The organism is Blautia wexlerae (assembly GCF_013300825.1).
Taxonomy (GTDB): Bacteria; Bacillota; Clostridia; order Lachnospirales; family Lachnospiraceae; genus Blautia_A; species Blautia_A wexlerae_B.
The window spans coordinates 55,054-67,172 of the sequence record NZ_JAAIMY010000021.1; the positions used below are offsets into that span (position 1 = coordinate 55,054).

General features: G+C 41.2%; 12 protein-coding genes and 1 tRNA gene. 6 read left to right on the forward strand and 7 right to left on the reverse strand.

All coding sequences use genetic code 11. The features are described 5' to 3' along the window. Position 1 precedes the first annotated feature (1 nt). The gene (locus G4417_RS11445) at positions 2 to 808 is read left to right on the forward strand and encodes an ABC transporter ATP-binding protein (RefSeq protein ID WP_025578960.1); all 807 of its coding nucleotides are present in this window, start codon (positions 2 to 4) and stop codon (positions 806 to 808) included. Beyond that, a complete protein-coding gene (locus G4417_RS11450) occupies positions 805 to 1,377 on the forward strand; it encodes a nucleoside-triphosphatase (protein WP_202048524.1) in 573 nt (190 codons plus the stop codon). The genes G4417_RS11445 and G4417_RS11450 overlap by 4 nt, the downstream gene beginning before the upstream one ends. Positions 1,378 to 1,619: 242 nt before the next feature. On the opposite strand, the gene G4417_RS11455 is transcribed toward G4417_RS11450, so the two are convergent. The 5 genes from G4417_RS11455 to G4417_RS11475 all read right to left on the reverse strand — a co-directional run bounded on the left by G4417_RS11455 (position 1,620) and on the right by G4417_RS11475 (position 7,331). Beyond that, a tRNA-Arg gene (locus G4417_RS11455) sits at positions 1,620 to 1,693 on the reverse strand. Between the two features lie 191 nt (positions 1,694 to 1,884). Then, a complete protein-coding gene (locus tag G4417_RS11460) occupies positions 1,885 to 3,117 on the reverse strand; it encodes an ABC transporter permease (RefSeq protein ID WP_022380789.1) in 1,233 nt (410 codons plus the stop codon). After that, a complete protein-coding gene (locus G4417_RS11465) occupies positions 3,110 to 4,942 on the reverse strand; it encodes an efflux RND transporter periplasmic adaptor subunit (RefSeq protein ID WP_055053075.1) in 1,833 nt (610 codons plus the stop codon). The genes G4417_RS11460 and G4417_RS11465 overlap by 8 nt, the downstream gene beginning before the upstream one ends. 25 nt (positions 4,943 to 4,967) lie before the next feature. Then, positions 4,968 to 5,699, reverse strand: a complete 732-nt coding sequence (locus tag G4417_RS11470; protein WP_008708059.1) for an ABC transporter ATP-binding protein — start codon at positions 5,697 to 5,699, stop codon at positions 4,968 to 4,970. A 240-nt stretch (positions 5,700 to 5,939) separates the two neighbouring features. Beyond that, positions 5,940 to 7,331 carry an aminopeptidase gene (locus G4417_RS11475; protein WP_173683527.1) on the reverse strand — a complete coding sequence of 464 codons (1,392 nt, stop codon included), beginning with the start codon at positions 7,329 to 7,331 and terminating at the stop codon, positions 5,940 to 5,942. A gap of 275 nt (positions 7,332 to 7,606) precedes the next feature. Between G4417_RS11475 and G4417_RS11480 the strand changes: the two genes are divergently transcribed. Together G4417_RS11480 and G4417_RS11485 are read left to right on the forward strand one after the other, a co-directional pair. Beyond that, the gene (locus tag G4417_RS11480) at positions 7,607 to 9,349 is read left to right on the forward strand and encodes an ABC-ATPase domain-containing protein (protein ID WP_173683529.1); all 1,743 of its coding nucleotides are present in this window, start codon (positions 7,607 to 7,609) and stop codon (positions 9,347 to 9,349) included. 420 nt (positions 9,350 to 9,769) lie between these two features. Next, complete coding sequence (locus G4417_RS11485; protein ID WP_008708053.1) at positions 9,770 to 10,507, forward strand: FadR/GntR family transcriptional regulator; 738 nt, start codon at positions 9,770 to 9,772, stop codon at positions 10,505 to 10,507. Between the two features lie 109 nt (positions 10,508 to 10,616). Here the strand turns inward: G4417_RS11485 and G4417_RS11490 are convergent, their stop codons facing one another. Continuing rightward, positions 10,617 to 10,907, reverse strand: coding sequence for a DUF6809 family protein (locus G4417_RS11490; RefSeq protein ID WP_173683530.1), 291 nt, complete (start codon positions 10,905 to 10,907; stop codon positions 10,617 to 10,619). A gap of 31 nt (positions 10,908 to 10,938) precedes the next feature. After that, entirely contained in the window at positions 10,939 to 11,007 is a 69-nt protein-coding gene (locus G4417_RS17750) for a DUF6783 domain-containing protein (protein ID WP_420314196.1), read from the reverse strand. 282 nt (positions 11,008 to 11,289) lie between these two features. Here G4417_RS17750 and G4417_RS11495 point away from each other — a divergent pair, with 282 nt between their 5' ends. Both G4417_RS11495 and G4417_RS11500 read left to right on the forward strand, forming a co-directional pair. After that, entirely contained in the window at positions 11,290 to 11,484 is a 195-nt protein-coding gene (locus G4417_RS11495; protein WP_008708051.1) for a ribbon-helix-helix domain-containing protein, read from the forward strand. Positions 11,485 to 11,667: 183 nt separating this feature from the next. Further along, positions 11,668 to 11,880, forward strand: coding sequence for a FeoA family protein (locus tag G4417_RS11500; RefSeq protein WP_022380784.1), 213 nt, complete (start codon positions 11,668 to 11,670; stop codon positions 11,878 to 11,880). The last annotated feature ends 239 nt before the right edge of the window (positions 11,881 to 12,119 follow it).

Below are 12,119 nucleotides of genomic sequence, written 5' to 3' on the forward strand. Positions count from 1 at the left end.
TATGCTTCTGGAAATTGAAAATGTTTTTGGCGGTTACGGCAATGGTGATATTTTAAAAGGTATCAGCTGCAGCGCAGACTATGGTGATGTGCTTTGTCTGCTTGGTCCTAATGGTTGCGGAAAGACCACTCTGTTCCGCATGATATTAGGTTCCCTTCCTGTTTCTAATGGAAAAATAAAGATAGCCGGAAAAAATATTAGTGACTTTACAACCAAAACACTGGCAAATATGATTGCATATATTCCCCAATATCATTCCCCTGTATTTGCCTATACAGTTCTTGATATAGTAATTATGGGGCGTGCTTCTCATTTCTCCGCATTTGAAACCCCAAAAGAGCCTGATCAGGAAGCAGCTTTTGCTGCCTTGGAGAAAGTAAATGCCCTGCCTCTTGCCAACAGGAAATATACTTCCTTAAGCGGAGGACAAAGGCAATTGGTTTTAATTGCCCGTGCAATCTGTCAGTCTGCAAAAATCTTCATCATGGACGAGCCAGCCGCCAATCTGGATTATGCAAATCATCAGCTTCTCATGGAAGTAATTTCAGGGCTGGCCAACCAGGGATATTGCATTATTATGTCAACACATAGTCCTGAGCATCCCTTTTCCGTGGGAAACAAAGTTCTTCTCATGAAATCCGGAAAGGTTATGGGATTTGGCTCTCCCAAAGAAATCATTACATCTGAAACCTTACAATCTGTTTACGATATTGAAATGGATGTGATAACTACACACGACCGCTATGGCCGTGAACGAACTATCTGTTTACCGGTAAACAGCTCAGCCAAAACAGTTCATGAGAAATGATACGTGGGTTACAATTATGGAACTATTATAAAATAAAATGGGACTTTACTATGACTCAACATATATTTTTAACTGGTAAAAAACACATTGGAAAATCTACATTGATCCAAAAGATATTGGATGATTATAAGAAAACCGCTGATGGATTCCTGACTGTCCGCACAAAAGACTATCTAAAGAATCAGTATTCAGTTCATATGTACCATCTAAAAGAGAAGGAATTCCCAAACGAATCTAATCTTTTGTTTTTATGCGGAAAAACAGATGAACACACTGCCGATACCTTTGATCTTCTTGGATGCAATATTCTTTCCATGTGTTCTGACTGCTCTTTAATTGTTATGGATGAACTTGGTCCACATGAAGCAGACGCTACTTTATTTCGTAAAAAAATCTTAAACCTTTTGGATGGGCAGACTCCCATTTTAGGGGTATTACAGGAACCTGCAGAATCTTTCTGGCCTGAAATTGTAAATCACCCAAAGGTTGAAATCATTACAATTTCTGAAGACAATCGGAATGACAGAGCTTTACTCAATTACATTCAATGTAAAATTTCTTCTCCTTAATGATTACTCCCGGGGCTATGCCATCGGAACTAACCAAAGGGTCAAGTAGCCTTGTCAAGTAAAAAAATAACCGCTAGAAGCCTTGATTTCTAGCGGTTCTACGTGCGTTAGAGGTTGCTGCGTGCCAGTGGCACGCGTTTAGCAACGACCGGAGCGAAGCGTAGATCGAACCCGTTCGAGTCCGACCCGGACTCGAATAAAAAAATAAGACAGTGCATTTGCACTGTCTTATTTTTTATTAGCGTGCGTTAGAGGATTCGAACCCCCGGCCTTTTGGTCCGTAGCCAAACGCTCTATCCAGCTGAGCTAAACGCACATCCTTGTGAAGTTCTTATCTCGTGTCCCTCACAACAATGAGTATTCTACTCTATACTGGAGCATTTGTCAACACTTTTTTTGAATTTTTTATTTTTTTCTTTTGATTCGCAAAATTATAACAATTTACAACTATTCTGTAATGATATCAGAACACAGGTACACCAAAATACCATCGCAGTTCTGTTTTCATTAATTCCGCCGCAAAGCCTCGATCGGGCTCAGTTTTGCTGCTTTCTTCGCAGGATAAATTCCAAAGAATACTCCTACTGCACAGGAAAACAAAGTCGCCGCCATAATTGTACTCAGGCTGATTCCCGGAGTGATGGACATTCCCATACTGCTGCTTATGATTGAACAGATCACATATCCGCCAATCACACCCAGAACAATTCCTATCACCCCTCCAATCACCGTCAGAATTGCCGCCTCTGCCAGAAACTGCATCATAATAGAAGAGGTTTTCGCTCCCAGTGACTTACGGATACCAATCTCTCTGGTACGTTCTGTTACGGAAACCAGCATAATATTCATAACGCCGATACCGCCAACCAGAAGGGAAATTCCCGCCACAAAGGAGATAAAAGCAGTCACCATATCCAGCATCTGATTCATAGAGCTCATAATATCCTGAAAGCTCTGTACCTGAAAGTAATCTTTTCCTGCACACTGATGTCTTTTTTCCATCAGTTTTACCACTTTGTCAGCAACATCCTGACTGTTTAAGCTCTTATCTGCCTGCATTGTTACTGAGAAAAAGTAATCGGATACACCGGTGAATTCATTCATTGTAGTATAGGGAACATTAATAGTCACCGGCATTCCCTCATAAGTATAACTGACAAAGGTTCCATTTTCTTTCTGGGTTGTCACCCCGCAGATACGAAGACTTTTGGTCAGTCCATAACAATTGACATCTACAGTCATTCCAACCACATCATCTGTGCCAAAGAGTCTTTTTGCATCTGCATCGGAAAGCACACAGACATTTTTTGCTTCCTGGACTTCATTTTCCCCGAAATATACTCCATGCTTCATGGTGGCATTATTTAACAGCTTTGCATCCGGTCCCTCACCCGTCAGCATAAGAGAAAAATTTCCCTTACCTGTGGTAGTTTCTCCACTGAATGAATCCGAAACATTTACTCCTTCTATACCGTCTATCGCCCGGATTGCTTCCACATCATCCGCAGTGATCCACTCCTCATCTGTCTGTGCCTCATCGCTGACACTGATGGCAATCTGCCCGCCGCCGATATCATCAATTTCACTGTTCATCTGGTTCTTGGTTCCTTCACCCACAGATACAATGGCAATTACAGAAGCAATGCCAATAATAATGCCAAGCATAGTCAGAAAAGAACGTCCCTTATTTGCCATAATATTATGGACTGCCATCTTGATATATTCATACAGATTACTCATCAGCGTCCTCTCCTGTCTGTTCAGGAACTGCCTGTACTTCCATTCCCTCTGTGTAATCACCCAGATCTGCGATTACTTCTTCTCCTTCTTTGATTCCGTCCGTAATTTCCACATAATCCTCTGAGCTGATTCCTGTGGTAATATTTCTCTTTGTCACCAGTCCATCTTCTATCACATAGCAGAAGGAGCCTTCTTTTCCGATATTGACCACTTCCACAGGAAGAGTCACCACATTTTTCGCAGAAGCCGCATAAATCTTAACCTTTGCATCTACTCCCAGGAAAATATCTTCATCTGGATTATCAATGCTTACTGTTGCTGAAATGACCGGTGTTCCTTTTTCATTCTGCACCGCAATATGACTCATTTTTGTTACAGTACCCTGATAAGTATTATCCCCCAAGGTAATCTCAACAGACTGCCCCTCTTTCACTGTATTATAATCATATTTAGAGAGAGTCACATCCACACTTGCCTTGTCTGTATTCTCAATAGTAAACAGTTCCATACCCTGAGTAACTGCTGCTCCCTGCTTAATATCTGCCTTGGATATGATTCCGTTAAATTCCGCGGTGATTCCTTTCTTTCCTTCCTTCACCAGCTCCTCGGCTGATTTTGCGTCCAGTTCGGAAAGATTATCTGTTACTTTCAGTTTCTCTTTTTCTTCTTTTGTCAGGCTTGTGGAATCTGCCTCTGCGATAGCTTTCTCAGAAGCCAGATCTGACTGAAGCTCTGCAAGTTCATCGCTTGCTGTCTCAAGTGCACTTTCCAGAGCAGAAGTATCCGCAGTTACTGTCCCGCCATCACTTCCACTGTAATCATATCCGTAGGAGGAAGAATCTTCCCCATCGCTGTCATCTGCATCTGAACCGTCTGAAATTCCCCATGAGTAATCTGCACTGCTTTCTGTGAAATCAGAAAGTACCGGCATTTTCGGTGTCTGCTGCTTAAGATCATTATAAGTCTGCTGTGCCTGCTGCATTGCGAGCTGTGCCTGTGTTCTTGCAGCCTCCGCATTATCCAGAGCCTGTGTATTCTCATCTGAAGGGTCTGCCTGCCATGTTGCAAATGCCATCTGATATGTGGTGTCTGCCTGATTATAATCGCTTTGTGCCTGATTATACTGTGCATTCAGATCTGAGAGCTGCTGCTGGTACTGCGGAAGAGTCTCCGTCTTGTATGTATAAAGTGCGGCCTGATATTTACTCTGGATTTCCTCCTGTTTCTTTGCCTCTGCCTGGGCTTTTGCCTGAGCTTCCTGCTGCTGTGCCTGAGCCTGAGCTGCTGCCTGTGCGGATGCCTGAGCTGCCGCTTCACGCTGTGCCGCTGCTGCTGCCGCTGAAATCTGTGATTTCAGAGACGAGACATAAGCTTTTTTATCCTTTATTTTCTTCTCAAGCTCCTGAACATTCTTTTTGGCATCCTTCTGCTTCTTCTCTGCTTTGTCAGATTTATTTCTTGTATCCTTTGTATCATACTTTGTTGATTTCAGATTCAGTTCTGCTTTCCGATTATCTTTCTCCAGATCCTCTGTATTAAACTCGATCAGTTTTGTTCCCTTTTTTACCACATCTCCCTGGGCAAAAGAAACCGTTTTCAGCTCTGCATTTACAGGAGAATAATAGGTCTTCTCCTCTTCACTTCCCACTGTTCCTGTAGCATCTACAATTTCCTCAACATCACCCTTCTCTGCAATTACCACCTGAACCTGCGGGATCTGATTTTCTGTGGAATTCCTCTGACCTGCTACTGTAACTCCGCCGGCAACAACGAGAACAGCAGCTGCTCCAATAATAATTTTCTTTTTACTTTTCTTTTTTTTCATAATATTTGTCTCCTTGTAACCGGGTTTATGCATCCAGCTGATTTTTTATATATTCTTCTTTCCCATAGTTTTTATTGATAAAATCTGACTCTATCTTTCCATCCATAATTCTGACTACACGCCTTGCCTGAGCAGCAATCCCATTATCATGTGTGATCAATATGACCGTTTTTCCCTGCTCGTGCATACTTTTAAGAATCTGAAGAATCTCCTTACTGGATGCAGAATCCAGATTTCCTGTAGGTTCATCTGCCAGGATCACCGGTGGCTGGGCCGCGATTGCTCTTGCAATAGCCACCCTCTGCTGCTGTCCTCCTGACATTTCATTTGGTCTGTGATCCATACGTTTCTCAAGCCCTACCATGGTCAATGACTCTACTGCCAGCTTATGTCTCGTTTTTCTGTCTACCCCTCTGTAAACCAGCGGTAGTTCCACATTTTCAATTGCAGTCAGATTTGAGATCAGATTAAATCCCTGAAAAATAAATCCGATCTCCCGGTTTCTGACTTCTGAGAGTTCATTGTCTTCCATTGTGGACACATCAGTTCCATTCAGAAAATATTCGCCGGATGTAGGCACATCCAGACAACCCAGCATATTCATAAATGTAGACTTTCCTGAACCCGACTGTCCGATAATAGCAACAAACTCACCCTTATTAATTTCCAGATTAATATGATCCAGCGCCCGTACTTCATTCTCGCCGGGATTATATATTTTACACAAATCTTTTACTCTGATCAGCGCTTCCTCCATCTTTCCCTCCCGTCTATTAAATATCCTGCTCTAATCCAGATCTTACAGAATCGCAACCTGTCTTTCGTAAGATATCAGAAATACCTTTTACAATCATAACCTCACTTATATGTTAAAAGGGCAGCGCTTCAGTTTTCCAAAAGCTCTGCCCTTATCTGCGGAATCTGCAAGTCTCTGTTATCAGAAACGATACAGCTTCCACGATTTCTTCATATTTTTATTCCGCATCTGCCTGACTTTTTATGCTTCCAGCAGAAATGCCTTATATGCTTTCTTAGCTTCGTAAATATCTGCCTTACTTGTCACTTCCCATGGTGCATGCATACTGAGCACTGCCACACCGCTGTCAATGACTTCCATTCCATAAAGCGCTGCGATATAAGCGATTGTTCCGCCTCCGCCTACATCAACTTTACCAAGCTCAGCTGTCTGGAACGCAACTTCATGGCTGTCAAAAATATTTCTGACTCTTGCCACATATTCTGCATTTGCATCATTTGAGCCGGATTTACCTCTTGCTCCGGTAAATTTATTTAATACGATACCTCTTCCAAGATAAGCTGCATTCTTTTTCTCAAATGCCTCCCCATAAGCCGGATCATAGCCTGCACTTACATCAGAGGAAAGCATACTGGAATTCTTCAGAGTTCTTCTCAATCTCAGGTCACTGTAGCATCCCATTGCATCCAGAAGTTCAGCCACTGCGTTCTCAAAGAAACGTGACTGCATACCGGTGGCGCCTACGCTTCCAATCTCTTCTTTATCAGTAAACAGACAGCAGGAAGTGTGTTTCGGGGTGTCCATCTCAAGCATTGCAAGCAAAGAAGTATATGCGCACACTCTGTCATCCTGTCCATAAGCAGCGATCATACTTCTGTCCAGACCACACTCTCTTGCCTTTCCTGCCGGTACGATCTCCAGCTCTGCAGAAAGAAAATCTTCCTCTTCCATATCATACTTCTCTTTAAGGATATTCAGTACATTCTGTTTTACTGCCTCTTTCTTCTTATCATCTTCCAGGTCTTTCAGTGGTCTGCTGCCAATCAGGATGTCCAGATTCTCTCCCTCGATCACTTCTGTCGCTTTTTTCTGCATCTGCTTTCCTGCAAGATGGATCAGAAGGTCTGTGATATATACGATCGGATCATCCTCATCCTCACCGATATTTACTTCTGCTGTACTTCCGTCTTTCTTTACCACTACGCCATGGATTGCCAGGGGAAGAGTCACCCACTGGTATTTCTTAACACCGCCATAATAATGGGTATCCAGATATGCAAGATCCGTATCCTCATATAATGGATTCTGTTTGACATCAAGACGTGGAGAATCAATGTGTGCTCCCAGAATATTCATTCCCTCAGAAATATCATCCTGTCCGATATGAAACAGTGCAATGATCTTCTTCATTCCGACTGTATAAACTTTATCTCCTGCTTTCAGTTTCTCACCCTTCGCAGTCTTCTCTTCCAGAGATTCATAACCTGCTGCCCGTGCTTCTCTGATGATCTGCGTCACACATTCACGCTCTGTTTTTCCCACATTAAGAAAATTGCGATACGCTTTTGCAACCTGCTCCAGTTCTTTTTCTTCTGCTTCTGTATAAGAAAGCCATGCATTTCTACGTTCCATTTACTGTTCCGCCTTTCTTTATGACTGTCATTCATAGTATTGCTTTGATAACGGTAACTATTCATCAGTTCGCTATTATGTAATGGTATTGAACAATTACCTGTTTTTCATTATAAAACATCCTCTGAAAATTTTCCATATGATTAATATTTATTTGTCAGTGGACATTATGATTCATTTCCGCTATAGTTGATGGCAGGTTAATGTTTCTCCTCTCAAATTCATTATTTGCGAGGATTGTTATAAAAATATCTGCAATACCAGGAGGTTCTATCATGAAAAATTCAAAGGAACTGCGTCAGCAGCTTCGTTCCATAAACCGCAAAAGTTATCCGGCATATAAAGGGCTGAAAGGTCTGTATCATTTTGGAAATTATATTCTGTCCATCGACCATGTGCAGGGAGATCCTTTTGCTTCTCCCTCTCATGTCAGCATTCAGATTTCACACAGAGATGCCGGATTTCCCATCGAATATTATAAAGATACACTTACCGGGACTACTCTTTGCGACTATCTTACACGTCAGTTTGAAAAACAGGTTAGTCAGTACAGCTTTCGTGCAAAAGGCTCCGGCAAAAGCGGTCTGCTCACTGTCAGTCACTGTGGTCAGGAGGTTTTTTCCCGGACAGCCTGTGAAATAACAGAAAAAGGCATAACCGCCCGTTTTTTTGTGGGCTTCCCTGCTAATGGCCGCACGATCAATGCCACTGAACTGGAGAAAATCCTTTTTGATTTTCTGCCTGTATGCATTCAAAAATCCTTTTTCTACTCCAGCCTTAATGCAAAGGAATTACAGAATTATATAGAGCTTGCAGAGGATCAGGAATTTATCCGTCAGACGCTGCCCGCAAAAAATCTCTGCGCATTCATAGCCGACGGCTCCATCCTCCCAAGAGAAAGCGGTATTTCCTCCCGCCCTATGAAAGCTTCCGTTCCCTTTACTTCTCCGGACAGTCTGCGCATTTCCATAAATCTTCCCCATAAAGGAAAAATCACAGGCATGGGGATTCCAAAGGGAATCACTCTGATCGTAGGCGGTGGATATCATGGCAAATCCACGCTTCTGAATGCACTTGAACTTGGTGTATACAATCATATCCCCGAAGATGGACGTGAATACGTGATCACAGATGCAACTGCTGTCAAACTGCGTTCAGAAGATGGCCGTTTTATCAAGGATGTGGATATTTCCATGTTTATAAATGATCTTCCAAACAAGAAAGATACCCGCTGTTTCTCTACACTGGATGCCAGTGGAAGCACTTCCCAGGCAGCCGGTATCGCAGAAAGCATAGAAGCCGGAAGCCACCTTTTTCTTCTTGACGAAGACACCTCCGCAACTAACTTCATGGTTCGTGATGCTTTCATGCAGCAGGTTATCCAGCGTGAGAAAGAGCCGATCACTCCGTTTCTGGAGCGTGCAGAGGATCTTTATAAAAAAGCAGGGATTTCTACAATTCTTGTTGCCGGAAGTTCCGGGGCATTCTTTCATATTGCAGATACAATTATCCAGATGGACAATTACGTTCCAAAAGATATTACAGCTTCTGTCAAAAAATTATGCAGCCAATATCCCCTGCCTGCTGTTTCAGTTACTGATTTTCAGGTTCCGCACAGCCATCGCATTATGAGCAGGCCTGCTGAATCTTCTAAGCGCCTTAGACATAACAGCCGTGGAAATCATTCCGATTCCGGTGCCACAAAACCTGAGCGCCTGAAAACCAGAATCTCCGGAACAGATGGCTTCTCTCTCGGCAGACAGGAGATTAATCTCCGCTATACAGAACAGCTTATTGACGCAGAACAGACCGCTGCCTTAGGTCTCCTGCTGAAATATGCAGTTGAACATCTGGCAGACGGCAGACGTACCCTGCCTGAGATTGTGCAGTTTCTCTGGAAAAATCTCTCTTTACATGGTCTGTCCTTCTTTACGGAGAATCAAAAAATTTCCTGTGGTTACGCTACTCCCCGTATTCAGGAAATTTATGCCTGTCTTAATCGTTACAGAGGTTTATAAGAAAGAATCCTGCTTCAGTGACATAATAAAATCACCGCTTCTCCGTCGATCTTGTCGGCTAAGCGGTGATTCACGTTCATTTTACACTTTTTAGGGAAAGGAAAGATTTTCTCTTAAGGTACGTCATTTCCTTAAGATGTAAATATCATAACCTATAAATGTGAGAGAAATTTGTCTAATTTCTAATATAATTATAAAATTTATAAAAAAACTGCAAAAATTTTACACTTTTAGAAATTTTGCAGGAATCAGTTGCATCTCCCTTTCAATCCGTTATAATATTAGATGTATGTAACTATTTAATAATCAAAGAAATCTCTGCGGAACAGTTATCTGATATAGAGCTGCACACTCGAATCCGCATCTTACGCGATTGGTATAGTTATTTACGAAACGATGTACCAGGAAAGAGGAAAATAAATGTTTAGAAAAATAGATAAAACCAGTACCTTCAACGATGTTCTGAAACAAATTATCGAAAATATCCAAAACGGAGAATTACAACCCGGCGACGCACTTCCTGCTGAACGTATTCTGGCAGAAGAATTCGGAATCTCCAGACCAGCATTACGAGAAGTCCTGAAGGCTCTTTCCCTGCTCGGGATTACTGTCAGCGTACATGGCGGTGCCAATTATATTGCAACTGATCTTCACAGCTGTCTTACTGAACCTCTGTCTATCATATTTCAAATGTACAACAGCAAAATTCAGGATGCATTGCAGCTTCGAGGCGCACTGGAAAGCAAAGCTGCTTTTCTCGCCGCCCAAAACTGTACACCGCTGGATGCTGCTGAACTCCAGCTTATCATTGCCAGACTGGACAGCACTCAGGATGAAAAAATCCGCGGTGATCTGGATCGTGATCTGCATCTGAAAATTGCTCAGATTTCTGCCAATCCATTAATACTGAGTGTATTAAATGCCTCTGCACAGATTACTGAAAATATGATCGTTGGAATACGCTCCTATCTTATGCAGAAAAATAACGATGCACCGGAGATTGATTCCCAGCACACCCGGCTTGTTCAGGCAATAACCAATAATGATGCACCTCTTGCAGAAAAAGTTATGAATGAACATATGCATACTATAGAATATCTCCTGAATGAAATTACGTCTGACAACCTCACAATTTCTGATAACGTTCAACAACCATAAATTATCCTGATCATGTTATCAAAAATTATATGTCAGCCCCACTTATCAGACCTATGGCAATCCTCTAAAATCATACTTTATCTGGAGAATTGCCATATCTGCTTTACAATCATTCTGTTTCTTCACCAAAAACCTCGCACATCAGCCTTGCCCCTATTTTAAATCCCATGGCAAAACTTTCTTCCAGCTCCTGTGGATATATTTCCATATGTTTATTCATCAGTTCATCCAGTTCTTCAGCAAGCTCATCTGTCAATTGAACTCTCAATTTCTGATAGCACTGGTATGCCTTCTCTTTTTTCTCTTTACATAAATCATCATGCATTACTGCCATTTCATTTTTTTCTCTATTGTCATTATCCATATACATACCATACAATTTCCGAATCATATTTTCCATATATTTACCCAGTCTCTCTGAAAATATTTATTTACTGCATTCTAGAGCGTGTCTGAAAAAGGCTTTCTGCAAGATGTGCGCCCCACTTTGCGGGAATGATTTTTCAGACACACTCTAATGTTACAAGTATTCCCCACATATTCATAACTCACTCATACTATCGCATCAAATTAATTCTTACAACAGTCTCGCAGGATAACCTTTCTATTTCAAAGTGAAGAAAAGTAATACTAATATGTATTATAAAATTGTGTTATATCAATGTCAATCCTGTGTAACTATACTTTATATCATAACAGTGATTACGGAGATCAAAATTAGAATAAGCAATATCAATTATGATAACCATTCACTAATAAATGTTTATACAGGAGGGATAATCATGCCAAACGACTTTATTGTCCGGCCAAAATGTACAGATAAAAAAGAAGACAAATCAATCACCATGACCATTCGCCTTGAACGTGAACTGCAAGAACAATATGATGACTTGTCTGCCAAAAGCGGACGCTCAAGAAATGAATTAATGTGCATGGCACTCCGCTATGCTCTTGATAATCTGAAATTTATCGAATAAATTATATGTATATGCGGAAAAAAGTCCCTGAAAATATCTGAATAAATGAATGATTATTTAAGTATTGTATGAAATAATGTTATAATTGACGAACTAATACTCATAGATATACAATTACTTCAATAATAGCAATAAATTATCTGACATTATTTACCATATTACTTTATACAGGGAGGTTTTTTTATGCATTCATTATCAGATTCTACTCAGGGATACACTTACACCATTAAATGGATGTTCGGACTGCCGGAAGTTATGAAATCCATGCACGATATGGATATTCATGAAGGCAGCACGATTCGTGTTCTCCGCAAATTCCACGATTCTCTTATAATTTCTTCTGCAAACCGAAAGATTGTTCTTGGAAATGAAGTTGCAGACAGAATACAGGTATAGTGCTTTATATTTAAATGTGGCGAAATTTACAAGACAAAGGCCGGATAAATGCTGTAACATTCAGCATTTATCCGGCTTATTCTTATCTTTGTTCTATCAGTCGTCAGTTTTCCGTCTTAATAATTGTTCTCTGAATTATAAGAAGAAAGAGACGCAGATAAGGTATACAACTGTAAACATTGTGGTGAACCTCACATGACTAAAGTCACATGCTTCCAGACGCTTTAGGCGTCAGACTG